Here is a 15,973-nt window from a genome sequence, read left to right on the forward strand (position 1 = left end):
CTGCCGGCATCGTGGTTGCCGTCATTGCAATCGTGTTTGCGGGTCTTGCACCTATATGGATTTCCTGGACGACCTTCGCCGCGTCTTGCGTTCTGGACGCCGTTCTGATCAAAAGATGGATTAGCGAGGATGCGCTCCAAGCTTACCGACGCCAATATCCCGGCTGACGTCTCGACCATCGAGGCACTGATGACCTCGCGCGCCCCGCTTCACACCGCGCCCGACGACGGACTCGATGAGCTTAACCAAAGCTGAAGCCAGCCATTATTCACGGACCTTGCCGACGCCGGCATCATCACTGCTCCGTACCTCCCCTCCGATCTTCAACCCGCTCGGCATCCCGCGCCGGCGGGCAGCCGCAGCCGCAGGGACACTGTGAACGAAACGAGGCTGGGGAAGCATTCTCCAGCTGACCGGCAGCCGGATCACGCGCCTCAACCGTCCATCATCGGCTGATCGGGACCCGCTGGAGGATCTGGGCCAGCCCTGTGGAAGCAGTCTGCAACACAGCGGGTTTTTCCGGATTTTATGAAGGTTTACCAGCCACACTGGGCGGAGTCTTGAGCGGATCCGTCGATTGAAGGGGCGGAGCGGGATTCCGGACAGCAGGTCCGCAGGTGTCACGGGGCCGGCGATGGTGGGAGCCCTCCTGGACCCGAGGATCCTCTCCCCCGAGGCCGTCGCCGGTTTCCTTAGGTTCCGGCGCCCTGGCGCCCGGGGAAGGAGGCGGTCAGACATGCCTGTCACGAGCAACGTCGCCTGGGATCAACGATTGGAAACCTTCAAGGGCAGGGACACCTCCGGGTTCGTGACCCTGGTCGCCGCTATGGCCAGTGCCTGCGCGGCGTGCGGGCTGGCCTTGTGGCCCAAGGAGAGCCTCTCGCTGATCGTGGACATCACCGAGGGCAGGGACAGTGACATCGAGTACCTCACCGTGGAAACCTGCATCTGCCACCGGCGCTGCCGGGAACCGGGCTTGACGCTGCGCACGGTGGCCGGGGCTCCGGATGAACTCAAGGCCCGCGGGGGACGGCTGATCCTCAGGCCCCGGGACAGCTCAGGTACCAGGGCCGTCCCGGTGCTGGTTTACACGCTGGTCCCGGTCCTGACGTTCCGTGAACACGGCGGCGAACTCACCTCCGCCTTGGTCTCGGTGCTGCTCTCCCACGGCTTCCAGCTCACGCTAAGCACCGACTACGCACAAATGCTCCGGGACGTCCGGGACGTGCAAAACAGTGTCCGCTGCACCGTCACGGAGCAGGGCCTGCTCTGCCTCCTCGTAGGCGCTGAGCAGCTGTCCTCCCAGCAATTCCATCCAACGGTTGCCGGGGACGCCGCGTGGCTGCAGGCCGCGACACGCGAAGGCAAGGTACTGCTGATCAGCGGAGACTATCTGGGGATCACCGGCGGAGGACTGAACCTGGACGCCGCCGCCGCGCTGGGCAGCCTGGTCACCGGCAACGTCCCATTCCGGGCCTGAACACTATGTGGCGCCAGGCGATGACCCAACGGTGCCGAGGATGGAACGTGATCCCTCCTTTGGGGCGGCGTCGAGGAGTCGGTGATGTCGATTGATTCTTTCCGGGCGCTGGACACGACCAGGATCTTTGCCTCACGCACCATCAATTACAACGATCTGGAGTCCAAGCTCGTGAGGACGTTCCCGCCGGACTACCTGCTCAACCGCATCGGTGGCGGAGCGGTGACCGGAATGCACGGGATGTTCATCTCCGCCGAGATGAATCGCCGGAAACTGACCACCGATCTTGGAACAGGCGGCAGGAACCGATTGATTATGGTGAGCTGCGAATATGATCAGCGCCAGGCGGCTTTATCGGATAGGTTGACATCTAATAACTTGCCCGCTGCTCCCCAGGTAAAGAACGCCGGTTGTGACTGAATCCTTCGAGGCCCTCCTGTCGATTCTGACCGCAGTGCGGAACTCAGGCATGCAGCGCAGGCTGGGCGCCACCGTCGATCAGGTGGACAGCGACGGGGGTGCGCGACAGTCATCCGAGGTCATGGTCAGCCACAGCGACAGGATCTGGACGGTTACCGACGAACATAAAACCTGGTCGTTCACACCCGCCGACGGCGGCAGGATCGAGTACAGCACCGGGGAGGTCGAACAGGCGCCTCGGGACCGGGATGATTACCTCCCCCGGAAGTCGCCCTGTTCTTCCCGTTGTCCATGCGCATCTGGGGCGGAATGTCGGACGACTTCCGGGTGGCGGGAGCTGAAGTGGAAGGTGAAGGAGTCAGGCTTGCCCTGGTTTCTACTGAGGACCCCCGCTTCACTGGGTCTGCATTCGTGAACACCAAATACGGGGTCATGACCGAGTACGAGACGCCTGCGCGGACGTTTCACGTCCGCGATCTCAGCTGGCTCCCACGGCTGTAGGGAAACACGTGTGGCGAGCCTCCCGCAGAACGGCCCGCCACACGTTACTGATCTAACGGGAAGTCGCCACGAAGCCTCGACCCCGTTCGGGTACTTACAGCTGACGGTCACGTAACACTGGAAGCGGGGGTACTGGCTGTTCCCTCCGATGGCGAAGCTGCGGCTGGCGGCCCGGTCTGCAGGGACATATTGTGCAGCTCGGGGAAGAACTTACCGGCCTTGTTCAGGCGGGATCGCAGCCAGGAGGCTGAATTTTCCCAGTTTCTGTCTGCACCCGAACCATACAATCGCCCCCCCAATCCGGGCACATGACATCATCAATCGAATGGATGGAAACCTCAATAGCTGGGCTGGACCAGAATGCCGGGGCCCACGAGACTTGTCCGCCAACCTCCGTCACGGTTCCCTCCTAGAATGGCGGCATGGATCCCATCACCCCGGAGTACGCCCGGCTCCGCAGCGCCATAACCGAGCGCCTCAACGCCCACGACCTGCTCGGCGTGTTGCCGCACGGAGCGCCCGCGGATGAGTACGACCCGGAGATGGAAGACTTCGCACGGCTGATTGCTGACGGCGAGCCCATGACCCCGGAGGTCGTGGCCACCGTCTGGCATAAGTGGTTCGGGGACAGCGCCGGCGAGGCAACGGGTGAAGTAGAACCTCCGACGCCGGCGATGCACGGTCTCGCGGCAGACTTACAGACCCTTCAACGCGGATACCGAGAAGTCCACCCGCGCGTCGGCATGCCCATGCGAACAAGTGGGGATCCTTTGTCGGCCATAACAGCCAGTGGAATGTTCTCTCCTACACGCGGTGCAGGGCCCGTGACACTCGGGCAGGCAGCCTGGGCGTTGATGTTCATTGGCGTCTACATCGCGGTAGTCGCCGGCGTGATCCTCGCACTCGGTTTACCAGGCATCATCGACTTCACCCTCGAATCGCTTCTTTTCGTCCTGCTCACCGCTGTTACCGCCGCCGCAATCCTCGCCCTCTACATGCACCTCGTCCGCCGGAACCACCTCACACCAGCCGATCTGGGATTCCGGCGTCCCACACCCCGACTGTTCCACCTGCTCTGGCAGATACCCGTCACTATCATCGTGTGCGCCTTCATGCAGGCCCTCTCCCTCGGCTTACTCACCCTTGCCGGCATGGATACGACAACCGCAGGAGCTGACGACCCCCTCACCGACATCGCCGGCCTGCCCACTTTTCTCGCTGTCATCGCAGCGCTTATCGTTGTCGTCCTCACGCCCTTATGGGAGGAAGTCCTCTTCAGAGGTGCGTTTCTGGGTGGCCTCTCCAGACGTTTTCGACCAACCGTGGCAATCATCCTCTCCGCTGCCATCTTCGCTGCCGTCCACGTCATCCCACTGAGCTTCCCCTACCTCTTCACACTCGGCATCGCACTGGCCCTCCTTCGACGCTTCCACCAAAACCTCTGGGCCCCGATACTCCTCCACGCAGCCAACAACGCCCTCGTCGTACTCCTCGCCCTCATCATCGCCCGATAGGGCAGCAATATCACCAGTGGCGGCAGGCACCGTCTACTTCGGCTTGGACTCGCAGGCGATTCCGTCGCCGTCCGGATCCAGCTGCTTCGTGTAGTCGGGCTCGCCTTCTCTGAATGGGCCCTGGCCACCGGCCCACACATCGTTGCAGCTGGTGTAGCGCAGGGTCGGCTCCGGAGCAGCTGTCGTCTTCGTTGCCTTGGGTTTCTTCGACGCGGTCGGCTTGGCCGAGGATTCCGGCTCGGCTGCGGCCGCTTTCATCGGTGCTCCCCCAGCAACCATCCCGTCCGGGACGACCGACAACACCGCGCCGGCGATCAGGCCGACGATCTTCGGCGTGAAGGCCGGACGCGCGGACGGCGGCGGGATCTGACAAAAGGGAATCCGCCGGCACCTCGAAGCCCGCATGTCTTCGCGGAATAGTAAGCCCGGCTGGCTATTTGACGCACATGCGCGCATGCTGGCCAAGGAGTAGAGCGATACTCGGTCGAGCAAACGGCCTCGGATTCGTGAACTCAGGCGCTGATCGTCATGTCGGTCTGGCTCTCTGTCGAGTCGTTATGCAGTCAGCGGCTCCGATGGCCGCGACCGGATCACCGAAGAAGATAATCGCCTTTATCGAGCATCTGCGGAAGCCTTTCGGTCAGCCAGCCCACTTGCTGGCCGATGCCGAGTCCCTTCATGGGGATCTCGTCGGGCCACCTCGAGTTGTGGACCGCGATGCGGTACTGCTCCCCCGCCAGGGCGATCGCAGAATGGGCGACATCCGGCATGACCCCCAGATGCCGAGGTTCCGGCGCCCACGTCGACGCAAGCGGCCTGCCGTGGCATGGTTACACCGCCACCCAGGCCCCCAAACTCACAAAACTCATATAAACTCACATCGTCCGAGAAACTCACAAGATACACAAGCACTCACGGGAGACCGTCGATGGAAAACCCCTTCCGCCCGTCCGCCGGGGCGACGCCGCCGGAAATACTGGGCAGGGCCGGTGTGCTGGATGAGTTCGAGTACGGACTTCGCTTGGGAGCAGGTGCTCCTGGCCTCTTGACCATCTTCACCGGCGCCCGCGGAATCGGCAAGACCGTCATGCTCGGCGCCGCCCACGACATCGCCCGCGAAAAGGGCTGGGCAGTGATTTCCGAGACCGCAACCTCTGGCTTCATGGGCCGCATCGGCGAGTCCATGCGCCAACTCGCCGAAGAACTCGGCACCGGTCCCGTGAGCCGCCGGATCACTGCGATCGCGGCCGCAGGCTTCAGCATCACCACCCAGCTTCCGCCCGAACGCCAGGTCGCGTGGCGGACCTTGGGTGAGGACCTCCTCAGACTCCTGGATAACCGCGGCAACGGACTCGTCATCACGGTGGACGAGATCCATGCCGCCGACCGCAGTGAACTCGCGCAGCTGGCCGCAAGCGTCCAGCACTTCATCCAGGACAGGCTGCCTATCGCCCTGGTCTTCGCCGGACTGCCAGCTGCCGTGTCCGACCTGCTTAATGAAGGCGTGGCGACATTCCTCCGCCGGGCCGACAAGATCGACCTCCACGCCGCGGCTGTACGCGAAGTGGAGGAGTCCTTCGCCGCAACCTTCGCCGACGCGGCTATCAAAGTTTCCCCCGACTTGGTCCGCCAGGCAGCGGAGGCCACCGGAGGATACCCATTCCTCATCCAATTGGTCGGATACTTCCTCTGGAAGGAAGCGGAAATCGACCATGGCAACCTCAATCCCGAAACGGTCAAACGTGCCATCGAGGCGGCAAACCGTCGCAATGCACGCACTGTCATCGAAGCGGCCCTCGCCAGCGTCTCCCCCAAAGACCTGGACTTTCTTCACGCCATGGCCGAGGATGACGGACCCTCTGCTGCCGGAGACATCGGCCGACGTATCGGAGCCAGGACAAATCTCGTGGCCAACTACCGCTTGCGGCTGCTGGCCGCCGGACTTATAGAAGCCACCGCCCACGGAAAAGTCGACTTCGCAATCCCTGGTCTACGCCAACACCTTCGGGCGCAAACCAGACCCTGACACCTGGGCCGGACTGTCCGGCAGTGTCGAGTCCGGTAGAGGTGAACCCGATCCCGGTTCAGTGGCCCGCATAGTTTGCCATCCGACGCACGGACCGTAGACTCGGCGCATGGCTGGTTCTGGGGGAACGAAAACAGTCCGATGCGCTGCGGCACTCATGGTTGGCATACTGCTGACCGGCGGCCTGGCCGCCTGTGTGGTTGACGCCGACCGGGAACCAGAGCCGACGCTGGCAGGGCAGAGCCAGCCATCTGCCCCCACCGTTTCGGCGGATGACCCTGGAGTTCTGGGTGCGGAAGCGCGCAACTATGTTGAACTGCATCAGCTACTGGCAACGGCCACCGGATCTGCGCTTCTCGACGACTCCGGACCGGCAGACGGGCCCGCTGCCGGCTTCAAAAAGGTGGCTACAGTAACGGCTGATGGTCCGCACACGGTCACCGCGGCTTGTGTGGGCATCCCTCATGTCCAGATCTACCTATCCCAAGACACGAAAGCCGGAACGGAACACATGGTGTTCGAGGTCGATTGCTCGAGAACCCAGACGCAGGCCGTCCAACTGCAGAAGGGATACGTCAGTGCCCAACTGACGCGCAACGACCCCACCGATGCCTGGACCGGGGCGGTCGCCGGAATCAAAATCACGGTCCAGTGAGGCAGCCGATTCCTGGCTCACCACTGGAGCTAATCGGTCCGCCTTGGTAGCTTCAACGCATGGCCATCAAACTTGAGAACGTCGGTATCGCCGTTCGCGACCTCGAAGCAACAATCGCCTTTTTCACCGACCTCGGGCTCACGGTCGTCGGCCGTGATACCGTCAGCGGCGAGTGGACCGAGACTGCCGTCGGACTTGATGGCAACCACGCCAAGATTGCGATGCTCCAGACCCCAGACGGTCATGGTCGAATTGAGCTCTTCGAATATATCCACCCGAAAGCGATCGAGTCGAACCCAACTCGCCCCAACGACATCGGCATGCACCGCGTGGCCTTCTCGGTCGACGACATCGACAAAGCCCTTGAGATAGCGGCGAAGCACGGATGCCGTCCGCTACGCGGCGTGGCGACCTACGGCGACGTCTACAAACTCACGTACCTCCGGGGTCCCAGCGGAATCATCGTGATGCTAGCCGAAAAACTGAAGAAGGTCTGAAACCCGGGTCGGCCCAATTAGCCGATGTTGCTAGGCCTCAGGGCGTAGGGCTGTCCGATAGGCCATCACCTGCCGCCGTCGCCATCCTCGCACGTCCTGGCCGCCTGGAGTCGCAACGGCAATTGGCATCGTTTCAGCGGCGATTGGCGGCCGACTAGGCCGAGCGCGAGCTACGCGCCCAGATCGCCGCCGAGGACATGGCCGCGCTGATCTGAACTTCGCTATCTCCAATCGGCGCGGTTTCGTCCTGCGGTCCGTTGCTCTTCGCTAGCGGTGCGCTCGGGGCCGAGGTCGCGGAGCATGACTAGCTCGCGACGGCCACCCGATAACAGATCGCCGGGTCCGTGGGACACGGTAAAGCCGTTCCTTTCGTACGTGCGTCGGGCTGCTACATTGTCCGACATCACGGACACGGTGAGCGTCGTCGCACCAGTGCTCACCGCCCAACTCGCGATCGCCGTGATGAGCGCGGTGGCGATACCTCGACCGCGAACGGCCGGGTCAACCCACATCGAGATGAGCTCGGAGCGGCGGTCGTGATTCTTGTCGGGGGTGCCCGTGGCCATGCCGACCGGAACGTTTCCGTCGGCATCGAAGGCCAGCAGATCGATCGCTCCGGGGATAGAAAGCCGCACACGCCAGCCGTCCTCCGGCGCGTCGGCCCAATCCTGCAGGCGTGAGCCGAAAGCACCCGGCGCGTCGGTCAACGCCATGAGCCGCACCGACCGCCAGGCTCGCCAGTCGTCGGCAGACATGGTGCGCAACTCGATGGTCATGCCGATACCATACCGACTTGGTCGACGGCGTGAGTCGCGAGAGTCACTGATGAGGAAGGCTTCGCGAGACGGAGCCTGATGCGACTTCCACACGTTGGGCTACGAAGATTCGATGGGCAAACACCGCCTAGATTCCCGCGTCTGCAGGGGCGTTGCCTGCATCGGGGGTCGCCCCGTTATTGGTCTCCACCTTTACCGGTGACACGGGCTCTTCTTTGTGAGTCCGGAAAGAGCGCCAGCGCGCCGCTGCAGCCAATGCGACGGCCAGCAACGCGGCGATCAACCATGTCTTCCGGGGGCCCGACCGCGGCGCCTTAGCCGGGCCGGGGTCCGGGATGACAGGGGCACCTTTCGGGGCGACTCGCTTCAGGCCCTCATGGACCCGCGGTGTCAGTGTTTCCACTCCGCCGGCAAGCTCGTCGGCGATCCGGCGCAGAGCAGCCTGGACCCGCGGAGAGGCAGATTCGAGACCGGTATCCAGCCCGGCCAGCACTCTTTGCAGAGCTGTCTCCACCCCAGGGGTGGCCCACTCTTTTCCTTTGGCGAGCCGCACCATGAAATTTTCTGGGACATGCCGGACCTGATCGATTCGGGCAGTGTGATTCGCCGTGCGCATGAGTGCCTCCTCAGAGTGATGGATGCGCCTAGCTTACGGCGGACCGTGCCTCTGAAACAGGTCCGTGCCGGTGGAAGCCAACCGGTGCGCAGGGCCCCAACGGCGGACAGGAGCACCCGGTTTTCATTTGCGAGCCATCCGGGAGCCCGCTCGGGCACTACCAGTTCGAGTCCCCTTCCTCGTTTGAGAAGGCTTCCACGAACTCTGGCGGCAAAGGAAGGCCGCTTGATGGGTGAAGGAACAGGGCCAGCGATATGGAGGCGTCTGTGGTCAGGAACATTTCAATGGGCTCGGCCCGGCCCGCGGTTTCGAGGATGAGTGTGAAACCACTGGTCCCCAGGCTGGGGACGAGCGACCACCTCTCCAGAACCGGCGCGATATCTTGGTCCATCACCACGTGCTCTCCGCAGAGATCCCAGGGGGCGCCGGAGTCAATCTTCGCCTTGTGCTCGGCGCAGACGTCGACCTCATGAACATCAGGCCTTCCATGCCCAGCCACCAAGGTGGTGGAGCCAGGGTTCTGGCATCTGAGCACGGAGCAAGCCCTCATGCTTGCCACGGTACTGAGGAGAAAGTAAGAAAAGACTGAGGAGCCTTTTGGGCTTCGCCTAGCAACTCGCGGCGCCCACCAACTCCCGCGTTCACCGGGTTCCCCACAATGCCTGCCACCCGGGGTGGTGAGAAATCGCTCGGCAGCGCGGGCACCTGGACCGAGGTTTCTCAGGTTCTGCTCAATCGGTTGGGACATACTGCCTGTATGAAGGGGAGGGGCCGATGAGGGTTCTGGTCGTCGAGGATGAAAAAGGTCTCGCCGAAGCGGTCCGCCGCGGACTCACGAATGAAGGCTTCGTCGTCGACGTCGTGCACGACGGCGTCAGTGGCCTGTGGGCGGCGACGGAAAATCCCTATGACACGATTCTGTTGGATCTGATGTTGCCCCAGATGAACGGCTATGAGGTCCTGAGGGTGCTGCGGGAACGCAAGATCTGGACTCCAGTGCTGATGCTCACGGCGAAAGACGGCGAGTACGATCAGACCGACGCCTTCGATCTGGGCGCCGATGACTATCTGACGAAGCCTTTTAGCTTCCTGGTGCTGACGGCACGGATCCGGGCACTGATCCGCCGCGGCGCCCCCGAACGTCCGGTGGTTTTGAGGTTGGGCACCTTGACGCTGGACCCGCTCAATCGCAGCGTCCGGCGCGGGGACACCGCTATCAAACTCACCCCGCGTGAATACGGGCTCCTGCAATACCTCATCCGGCGGCACGACCAGGTCGTGACAAAGGCTGAAATCCTCGACAACGTCTGGGACCCCGCCTTTGAGGGCGGGGACAATGTGGTGGAGGTTTACATCGGCTACCTCCGGCGCAAGATCGACGCTCCCTTCGGCGTGCAGACCCTGTCCACAGTCTGGGGCATGGGCTATCAGCTGAGCGCCGACCAGGAACCGCGGAGTGGGTCCCCACGATCCTCCGGGACGTAAGCCGCGCGGCCCTCAGCCGTTGGGTGCGGGAAAGACCAGCTCGAAGCGGCAATCGCCCACGGGGCTTTCGGTGGCCCGGATCGAGCCGTGGTGGGCTGCCATGATTCCGGCCGCGATGGCCAGTCCCAGCCCGCTTCCGCCACCTTCCCGTGACCTGCTCTCGTCGAGCCGGACGAACCGCTCAAAGACACGTTGCCGGTCCGCTTCCGGTACCGGGTCGCCGTCGTTGTCCACGGTGATCACCGCCCCGGCTCCACCCCCACCTCGATTCAGGCTGATCTGGATCCGGGACATGGCATGCCGGTCGGCGTTGTCCAGGACGTTGCGAAGGACCTGTCCCACCCGGCGCGCGTCCCCGGTAATCCGCACGGGGCTGAGATCTGCTGTGATGACGTGTGGGCTTGTGGAGCGGAGCCGCCGGGTTTCGCGGTCTACGACGTCGTCCAGGTCAACATCTTCCTCGTTCAGCCGGATGCCCCCGTCGCTGGCCTTGGCGAGTGTCAGAAGGTCTTCGACAAGGTAATGCATGCGGGAGGTTTCTTCGGAGAGGATGTCCGTCAGCTCGTGCCAGGTCTCGCCCGACGGGTCCGCGGCCGCGACCTCCACCCCGGCGCGCAGTGTGGCCAGGGGGCTGCGGAGTTCGTGGCTCGCGTCCGAAATGAACCGGCGCTGCTCACGGTCCGCGGACTGCAACCGTTCCAGCATCTTGTTCATGGTCAGCGCCAAGGACTGGATCTCGTCATTGGTACGCGGAACATCGACTCTTTCGTCCAGGCGTGCGCTATCGATGTGGGAGACCTGCCCGCGGATCCTTTCGACCTGTCGCAGGGACCGCCCCACCAGTAGCCAAACCGAGACGCCGACGACAAGCAATAACAATGGAGTGGCGCCGAGCAGGAACCAGGAGACCGTGGATACCGTTTCCGCCAGTAGCTGCACCGGAGCCGCGACGACCACCGTGTAGGGGTCGTCGTCGAGCAGGACACCGGTCGCGACGACCAGGAATTTATCGTTGCCGCCGATGCTCTCGAATCCGGACAAGGCCTCCGTCTGGGTCTGGTCCGGAGCCGGTCGCAGGGAGGTCAGCGGCCGCTCCCCCGCACTGGGAACGGAGGCTGCGACGACGGCGCCGGCCGGGTCCAGGATCTGGACGATCTGCCCACCGTGGGCGGTGCCGGCGATGTACCGGCCTGCCTCGGCGACACCCTGGTCCCGCATCTGCACAACGACTTCCAGGGCCTCGTGCCGGGCGCCCGACTCGGTTGAGGCGGCCAACGCCCCCTGGAGCAGGACCAGAAGGGTGAACCCGCCGATGAGCAGCGCCACCGCGACGACGCCCATCGCCGTCGCGGTGGCGCGCTTGCGAACACCCCACTGCCCTCCACGGGACGCGGACCGACCGGCGATGGCCTGGACCTTCATGATTCAAGAATGGGCTAACAGCTGATCCCCGACAAATGTGCGCCGCCCCGCTCTCAGCTCCTCCACAGGTTTCGTCCGGTCCCGTAGGCCCGGGTGAGGACGACGACGGCGGCCAGGCCCGCCGCTGCGAGGAGCGTCACACCCCAGGTCGTGAAGGCACCGTCGGGGCGCACGACCGACTGGCCGGCCAAAGCCTGCACGGTGAGTAATGCGAGGGCGCCCAAGTAGGACATGACCAGGATCCACAGCAGGCCAAGGCGCGTGGCGGCGGCCCGCAACACCGGAATCCGGCGGGCACCAAGTTCGAGTAGCAGGGCCGCGAGCGGGATGACCTGGAGGGCGTGCATGCCCACGAAGTGGGGCACCCGCAGGTCTCCCGCCTCGGTGCTCCAGCCCAGCAGCGGAAGGCCGGGGCCGCCGTCGCGCAGGCCAACCGTGTGTGCCCCCGCGATGCCCTGGAAGTTGTTGAGCTGGTCCGCCGTGGGGCCCGTCATGAGGAACGCCAGGGCCATCCCGATGAGCGCGATGACGAGCCCGGCGCGGATTGCCAAGGACTGGGCGCGGTCACCGGGTGGAGCCCTGAAGAGCAGTAGCGCTACGACCAGGGCCGCGAGCCACACGATGACGATCGAGGCGGCCATCACCGACCAGAGTCCCGCCGCAAGGGGTGTGGAAACGTTGAAGTGGCTCGTGTGGCCTGCCGCCGCCGCTCCCCCAATGATGACCATTTCCACCGTGAGGAAGACAGCGGCAACAGTGCCGACCCACCACGCCAGCCGTCGCCAACGCGGCAGCTGGGCCAGCAGCCAGGACAACGTCAGGGCATAGACCAGAATGGAAATGGAGAACTTGAACGGTTTCGCCCAGAGCGGTGCCCCGTCCAGCAGCCGGGGGTCGAAGATCAGTCCGGCCAGGGTCGCCAGCATCGAGGCTGCCATCGCGAAGCTGAGCCAGAGAAGCGGGCGGTGCCAGGGGGTCTGCACCGCAGGAAACGCGGTAGTAGCGGTCATGGACATTTTCACTCCCGGGTGGGTGCACGGTCGAGCTCGGAGGGGGCGGGATGGCGCAGGGTTGAGATATGCTCCTGCGCGGCACGGCGAAGCCCGGAAAAGAGGGCGTCGCCCAACACGGTGCCGATGACGACTGTTTCGGCCATGGCCTCGCGACTGCCGCGGGCCTCCACCTGGTCCAGGTCTGCCTCGGCCACCAGCAGCGCCGCGGCGGCGTAGCGGGAGAGCCAGCTCCCTTCGTCCCGCTGCCCCAGGGCTGCGAACGTCTCCAGCACGCGGGCAGCGGCAAGCCGGCCCGGGTTCTCCCCCGAGACCTGCCAGCCCTCGATCAGCCGATCGATGCCGGCCAGCGCCGCGGGGTCGATGTCGCCGGGATCGATCTTGGCGGAGACCGCGCGCTGGGCCACGCCGAAGGAGTGTGCCAGCGGAAGCTCCGAATCGACGGCGTCAATCACGCCGCGCGCCGCCGCGACGCTGAGCCCGCCCACCTCCAGTAGGCCGCGGATAAGCCGCAACCGCCGCAGATGCTCCTCTCCGTAACGCGACTGGTTGGGTCCCGTCCGCTCACCCGCGGGAAGCAGCTGCTCGCGCAGGTAGAACTTGATAGTTGGGACCGGGATGCCGCTGGCCTTGCTCAGTTCAGCCATCTTCATATGGATAGTCTAACTATCGGATAGCTACACTGTCTATTGCCAGGGGGGAACGAGACCGCCGGTCGTTGGATCCGGACATCAGTTCCTCGAGTCCGCTCATGTCTTCCTGTCGTGCATAGGCTCCAGCGCCGCTGCCAAAACGGCCTGGTTCCGCCCGCGTGCCTTGGCTTCGTAGAGCGCCGCGTCGGCGGAAGCGATCGCTGCTTTCAAAGCGTCGCCGCCAGCGCTCACCGGGGCGATGCCGTAGCTGATGGTGGGCAGCAAAGGCGCTCCGTCCGAGTTCTTCATCGTCACACTGATCTGCTCCGTGAGGCGGGCTGCCTGCCGAGGCGTTGCCCCTGGCAAGAAGAGGATGAATTCCTCGCCGCCATACCGGCCCACCAGATCATTCGAACGAACCGAATTCCGGCAAGCTGAGGCGAAGGCGTTCAAGGCGGCGTCACCGGCCGCATGGCCGTTCCGGTCGTTCACGGCCTTGAAGTGATCCAAATCCGCCATCACAAGCGAGCCGAAGCTCCCGGCGCCACGGCGGCGGCCCAATCTGTCGTCCAACAGGTTGAGGAACGCGGCACGGTTCAACAAACCGGTGAGGCCGTCGTGGCTGGCACGAACCCGGAGAGCCTGGGTCGACTGTTCGGCGCTGAGTGCCGCGATGCTGAACGAAACGACGATCAACAACGTGATGGTCAGAAGCGTCGTAACGGCCGAGCCGAAGTAAGTCCGGAAAATGGAACCACCCGCCCCATCCAGGATGAACGCTGCGCACCGGAACAAGTAGAAAACCGCAACGATCCCCGAGATGACGGCCATGGGCACCTCCGCCCCGTGGTGACCGCTTCTCCGCCGCCATAACTCCCAGGCCGCAAGAGCGATCATGACGGACATCGACAACAGGAAATAGGGTCCGCCGGACCAGTTGTTGACCGAAGGATTGTCGAGCGCCGAGAGGATACCGGTGAGGACGGGAGCGGCCAGGAGGTGCCAGCGCTTGACCGTCTTCATCCGCAAGGAACGGGCCGCGCCCCGCACGCAGCCCGCACCCAGGACCAGTACGGCATTTCCGGCCGGGTTAGCCCACCGCTGGTGCCACGTCCCGTTCAGCAGATAGGCGGATGATCCCAGGAGAAAGGCAGCCACGGCCAGGCACCACCAGGCGCTGTATTGACTTGGTCGAACGAAACGTCACCAAATAAGAAAGTACCAGCAGAGTCAGCGCTACAACTGCAAACGCCACGCGGAGACTGAATACATCAAGCAAAAAAATGTCCTGCCGTGAACGGAAATGTTGCATCAGTATGCCACTTGCATCGTTTCCGTCAGATTACGCACCCTACGGCAACTCGCAGCTTCGAGTCCTGATACCGAGGGCCCCTCACGCCTTCTTGCCGCGTTCAGAGGCAGGCCCGCCCTCAGTGTCACTGGCAAGTGCCTGGTTGGCTATCAGATCCACGCGGTCAGCTGCAGACAGGCTGTCATCATTCTGGATGTCAGCAACGTCACCGCTGTCGATCGCTCCGTCGTCGTCATCTTTGACTTCTTGGGCAGCGTTCGAGGAATCCTCCCTGTGGCGGGCTTCCTCCAGGTGATGCTCGAGCTTCTCTTCAGCTTCCCGCCGGCGCTGACCGACGGAACGCATTTGCCCCGTAGTCGGCGACCCGACGTAAGCCCCCTGGTCCCTTTGCGTCGATTCGTCCTTCTTTTCGCTCATATTGGCATGGTGCCACCAGGTGGCGCGCACAGGAAGGGCCGGCCGCTAGTTCATACCGTCGAGGGGGCCTTCAGGCGGCCAGCCGCATCGACGCTGCGAGGGTCGCGGAATCATCAGGTGCCACAACGCTGAAACGGCACTCGGCCTGGAGAGGGTCGATGCGCTCAGGGAGGTGACGGGACCGGGAAGATTCCTGCAGTTGCTCGAGTGCGACCGGATCGACCATGGCGTGTGAGACATCTACTTCCGTAACAAGCCCGTCGAGCAGGGCGTTGGCGCGCTTTACGACGACGTAGAGGGCCTGGACGTTTTGGACAGTCACGTGACCGCGGGCTGCCACCTGCGCCTGCGCGCATTCAAGGTCGACTCGAACCAGGACACTGAGCTTTTCGTGCATGCTGAACCCCCTACAGAGACGGACCGCGACGCTGCGGCCCCCGTCTAGGCTAGACATGAACTGTGACCCGCGCAACAGTTAGGAGCCATAAGTCGTGCCCGGCACCATCACGGGGCTTCCGGATCCGGTCCGGAGGGTGCACCGCCGCACTCGATGGGGAAAGGAACGCGTAATGGACGGAACGAGCCCCAGGACTGACCAGGCGATCTCCGTCGCGCCGGCGAACACGGCAAGCTGGGAGGACCTCCGGACGATCTTCGGCAGCCGCGGCGACCCGTACGGGTGCCAGTGCCAGTGGTTCAAGATCCGCGACCGGGACTGGAGTTCAGTTCCGGTCGAGGTACGCGCCGAACGGCTCCGCGAGCAGAGCGGCTGCGGCAATCCCGCAGCGGAATCGACCAGCGGGCTGGTGGCGTATTTCAACGGCGAACCCGCCGGCTGGTGTGCCGTCGAGCCCCGCACGGCCTATCAGCGGTTGCTGCGGGCCCGGGTCCCATGGTCCGGCAGGCAGGAGGACAAGGACGACGACGGCGTATGGGCCGTAACCTGCTTTGTCACCCGCACCGGCTTTCGCCGTCGCGGTATCAGCCGCGCCCTGGCGCACGCCACGGTCGACTTCGCCCGGAGCCGCGGCGCCCGCGCCGTCGAGGGTTATCCGATCATCACCCGGCCCGGGCAGGAGTTTTCGTGGGGTGAACTCTACGTGGGCAGCCGCACGATCTTTGCCGATGCCGGCTTCACCGAGGTAAGCAGGCCGACGCCGAGGCGCGCCGTCATGCGGATCGACTTCTAGCGCCGGACGATGCGGCCGGG

Annotated in this window: 20 protein-coding genes; 9 read left to right on the forward strand and 11 right to left on the reverse strand. The window is 64.1% G+C overall.

Going from position 1 to position 15,973, the window contains the following annotated elements:
* Nucleotides 1-129: 129 nt before the first annotated feature.
* From OM977_RS10075 to OM977_RS10090, 4 genes are all read left to right on the forward strand, one after another.
* Nucleotides 130-255 carry a hypothetical protein gene (locus OM977_RS10075; protein WP_264353844.1) on the forward strand — a complete coding sequence of 42 codons (126 nt, stop codon included), beginning with the start codon at nt 130-132 and terminating at the stop codon, nt 253-255.
* Nucleotides 256-736: 481 nt separating this feature from the next.
* The gene (locus OM977_RS10080; protein WP_264353845.1) at nt 737-1,480 is read left to right on the forward strand and encodes a hypothetical protein; all 744 of its coding nucleotides are present in this window, start codon (nt 737-739) and stop codon (nt 1,478-1,480) included.
* An 84-nt stretch (nt 1,481-1,564) separates the two neighbouring features.
* Nucleotides 1,565-1,900 (forward strand): hypothetical protein, encoded by a 336-nt coding sequence (locus tag OM977_RS10085; protein WP_264353846.1) that lies wholly within the window; start codon nt 1,565-1,567, stop codon nt 1,898-1,900.
* A gap of 923 nt (nt 1,901-2,823) precedes the next feature.
* Nucleotides 2,824-3,915 carry a CPBP family intramembrane glutamic endopeptidase gene (locus tag OM977_RS10090; RefSeq protein WP_264353847.1) on the forward strand — a complete coding sequence of 364 codons (1,092 nt, stop codon included), beginning with the start codon at nt 2,824-2,826 and terminating at the stop codon, nt 3,913-3,915.
* Nucleotides 3,916-3,948: 33 nt separating this feature from the next.
* Here OM977_RS10090 and OM977_RS10095 read toward each other — a convergent pair whose 3' ends face one another.
* Together OM977_RS10095 and OM977_RS10100 are read right to left on the reverse strand one after the other, a co-directional pair.
* A complete protein-coding gene (locus tag OM977_RS10095) occupies nt 3,949-4,173 on the reverse strand; it encodes an excalibur calcium-binding domain-containing protein (protein ID WP_264353848.1) in 225 nt (74 codons plus the stop codon).
* A 332-nt stretch (nt 4,174-4,505) separates the two neighbouring features.
* A complete protein-coding gene (locus OM977_RS10100) occupies nt 4,506-4,685 on the reverse strand; it encodes a hypothetical protein (protein WP_264353849.1) in 180 nt (59 codons plus the stop codon).
* Between the two features lie 158 nt (nt 4,686-4,843).
* On the opposite strand from OM977_RS10100, the gene OM977_RS10105 reads away from it, so the two are divergent.
* From OM977_RS10105 to OM977_RS10115, 3 genes are all read left to right on the forward strand, one after another.
* Complete coding sequence (locus OM977_RS10105) at nt 4,844-5,941, forward strand: ATP-binding protein (RefSeq protein ID WP_264353850.1); 1,098 nt, start codon at nt 4,844-4,846, stop codon at nt 5,939-5,941.
* 109 nt (nt 5,942-6,050) lie between these two features.
* Nucleotides 6,051-6,596 carry a hypothetical protein gene (locus OM977_RS10110; protein ID WP_264353851.1) on the forward strand — a complete coding sequence of 182 codons (546 nt, stop codon included), beginning with the start codon at nt 6,051-6,053 and terminating at the stop codon, nt 6,594-6,596.
* Nucleotides 6,597-6,655: 59 nt separating this feature from the next.
* Nucleotides 6,656-7,093 (forward strand): VOC family protein, encoded by a 438-nt coding sequence (locus OM977_RS10115; protein ID WP_264353852.1) that lies wholly within the window; start codon nt 6,656-6,658, stop codon nt 7,091-7,093.
* Between the two features lie 221 nt (nt 7,094-7,314).
* On the opposite strand, the gene OM977_RS10120 is transcribed toward OM977_RS10115, so the two are convergent.
* The 3 genes from OM977_RS10120 to OM977_RS10130 form a co-directional block, all read right to left on the reverse strand.
* A complete protein-coding gene (locus tag OM977_RS10120; RefSeq protein WP_264353853.1) occupies nt 7,315-7,869 on the reverse strand; it encodes a GNAT family N-acetyltransferase in 555 nt (184 codons plus the stop codon).
* A 127-nt stretch (nt 7,870-7,996) separates the two neighbouring features.
* Nucleotides 7,997-8,485 (reverse strand): hypothetical protein, encoded by a 489-nt coding sequence (locus OM977_RS10125; RefSeq protein WP_264353854.1) that lies wholly within the window; start codon nt 8,483-8,485, stop codon nt 7,997-7,999.
* A 157-nt stretch (nt 8,486-8,642) separates the two neighbouring features.
* Entirely contained in the window at nt 8,643-9,044 is a 402-nt protein-coding gene (locus OM977_RS10130) for a hypothetical protein (RefSeq protein ID WP_264353855.1), read from the reverse strand.
* Nucleotides 9,045-9,259: 215 nt separating this feature from the next.
* Here OM977_RS10130 and OM977_RS10135 point away from each other — a divergent pair, with 215 nt between their 5' ends.
* A complete protein-coding gene (locus tag OM977_RS10135) occupies nt 9,260-9,970 on the forward strand; it encodes a response regulator transcription factor (RefSeq protein WP_264353856.1) in 711 nt (236 codons plus the stop codon).
* A 12-nt stretch (nt 9,971-9,982) separates the two neighbouring features.
* Here the strand turns inward: OM977_RS10135 and OM977_RS10140 are convergent, their stop codons facing one another.
* The 6 genes from OM977_RS10140 to OM977_RS10165 form a co-directional block, all read right to left on the reverse strand.
* Entirely contained in the window at nt 9,983-11,392 is a 1,410-nt protein-coding gene (locus tag OM977_RS10140; protein ID WP_264353857.1) for a sensor histidine kinase, read from the reverse strand.
* Between the two features lie 53 nt (nt 11,393-11,445).
* Complete coding sequence (locus tag OM977_RS10145; protein ID WP_264353858.1) at nt 11,446-12,402, reverse strand: hypothetical protein; 957 nt, start codon at nt 12,400-12,402, stop codon at nt 11,446-11,448.
* Between the two features lie 8 nt (nt 12,403-12,410).
* Complete coding sequence (locus OM977_RS10150) at nt 12,411-13,055, reverse strand: MerR family transcriptional regulator (protein ID WP_264353859.1); 645 nt, start codon at nt 13,053-13,055, stop codon at nt 12,411-12,413.
* A gap of 96 nt (nt 13,056-13,151) precedes the next feature.
* The gene (locus OM977_RS10155; RefSeq protein WP_333473972.1) at nt 13,152-14,192 is read right to left on the reverse strand and encodes a GGDEF domain-containing protein; all 1,041 of its coding nucleotides are present in this window, start codon (nt 14,190-14,192) and stop codon (nt 13,152-13,154) included.
* Nucleotides 14,193-14,427: 235 nt separating this feature from the next.
* Nucleotides 14,428-14,763 carry a hypothetical protein gene (locus OM977_RS10160; protein ID WP_264353860.1) on the reverse strand — a complete coding sequence of 112 codons (336 nt, stop codon included), beginning with the start codon at nt 14,761-14,763 and terminating at the stop codon, nt 14,428-14,430.
* 70 nt (nt 14,764-14,833) lie between these two features.
* Nucleotides 14,834-15,160 (reverse strand): hypothetical protein, encoded by a 327-nt coding sequence (locus OM977_RS10165; protein ID WP_264353861.1) that lies wholly within the window; start codon nt 15,158-15,160, stop codon nt 14,834-14,836.
* 172 nt (nt 15,161-15,332) lie between these two features.
* Here OM977_RS10165 and OM977_RS10170 point away from each other — a divergent pair, with 172 nt between their 5' ends.
* Nucleotides 15,333-15,953 (forward strand): GNAT family N-acetyltransferase, encoded by a 621-nt coding sequence (locus OM977_RS10170; RefSeq protein WP_264353862.1) that lies wholly within the window; start codon nt 15,333-15,335, stop codon nt 15,951-15,953.
* The last annotated feature ends 20 nt before the right edge of the window (nt 15,954-15,973 follow it).

This window comes from Pseudarthrobacter sp. MM222 (assembly GCF_947090775.1).
Classification (GTDB): Bacteria; Actinomycetota; Actinomycetes; order Actinomycetales; family Micrococcaceae; genus Arthrobacter.

Coding starts and splice junctions, on each gene's coding strand:
- OM977_RS10075 (WP_264353844.1), top strand. CDS start 130: ATGCGCTCCAAGCTTACCGACGCCAATATCCCGGCTGACGTCTCGACC.
- OM977_RS10080 (WP_264353845.1), top strand. CDS start 737: ATGCCTGTCACGAGCAACGTCGCCTGGGATCAACGATTGGAAACCTTC.
- OM977_RS10085 (WP_264353846.1), top strand. CDS start 1,565: ATGTCGATTGATTCTTTCCGGGCGCTGGACACGACCAGGATCTTTGCC.
- OM977_RS10090 (WP_264353847.1), top strand. CDS start 2,824: ATGGATCCCATCACCCCGGAGTACGCCCGGCTCCGCAGCGCCATAACC.
- OM977_RS10095 (WP_264353848.1), bottom strand. CDS start 4,173: ATGAAAGCGGCCGCAGCCGAGCCGGAATCCTCGGCCAAGCCGACCGCG.
- OM977_RS10100 (WP_264353849.1), bottom strand. CDS start 4,685: ATGCCGGATGTCGCCCATTCTGCGATCGCCCTGGCGGGGGAGCAGTAC.
- OM977_RS10105 (WP_264353850.1), top strand. CDS start 4,844: ATGGAAAACCCCTTCCGCCCGTCCGCCGGGGCGACGCCGCCGGAAATA.
- OM977_RS10110 (WP_264353851.1), top strand. CDS start 6,051: ATGGCTGGTTCTGGGGGAACGAAAACAGTCCGATGCGCTGCGGCACTC.
- OM977_RS10115 (WP_264353852.1), top strand. CDS start 6,656: ATGGCCATCAAACTTGAGAACGTCGGTATCGCCGTTCGCGACCTCGAA.
- OM977_RS10120 (WP_264353853.1), bottom strand. CDS start 7,869: ATGACCATCGAGTTGCGCACCATGTCTGCCGACGACTGGCGAGCCTGG.
- OM977_RS10125 (WP_264353854.1), bottom strand. CDS start 8,485: ATGCGCACGGCGAATCACACTGCCCGAATCGATCAGGTCCGGCATGTC.
- OM977_RS10135 (WP_264353856.1), top strand. CDS start 9,260: ATGAGGGTTCTGGTCGTCGAGGATGAAAAAGGTCTCGCCGAAGCGGTC.
- OM977_RS10140 (WP_264353857.1), bottom strand. CDS start 11,392: ATGAAGGTCCAGGCCATCGCCGGTCGGTCCGCGTCCCGTGGAGGGCAG.
- OM977_RS10145 (WP_264353858.1), bottom strand. CDS start 12,402: ATGACCGCTACTACCGCGTTTCCTGCGGTGCAGACCCCCTGGCACCGC.
- OM977_RS10150 (WP_264353859.1), bottom strand. CDS start 13,055: ATGAAGATGGCTGAACTGAGCAAGGCCAGCGGCATCCCGGTCCCAACT.
- OM977_RS10160 (WP_264353860.1), bottom strand. CDS start 14,763: ATGAGCGAAAAGAAGGACGAATCGACGCAAAGGGACCAGGGGGCTTAC.
- OM977_RS10165 (WP_264353861.1), bottom strand. CDS start 15,160: ATGCACGAAAAGCTCAGTGTCCTGGTTCGAGTCGACCTTGAATGCGCG.
- OM977_RS10170 (WP_264353862.1), top strand. CDS start 15,333: ATGGACGGAACGAGCCCCAGGACTGACCAGGCGATCTCCGTCGCGCCG.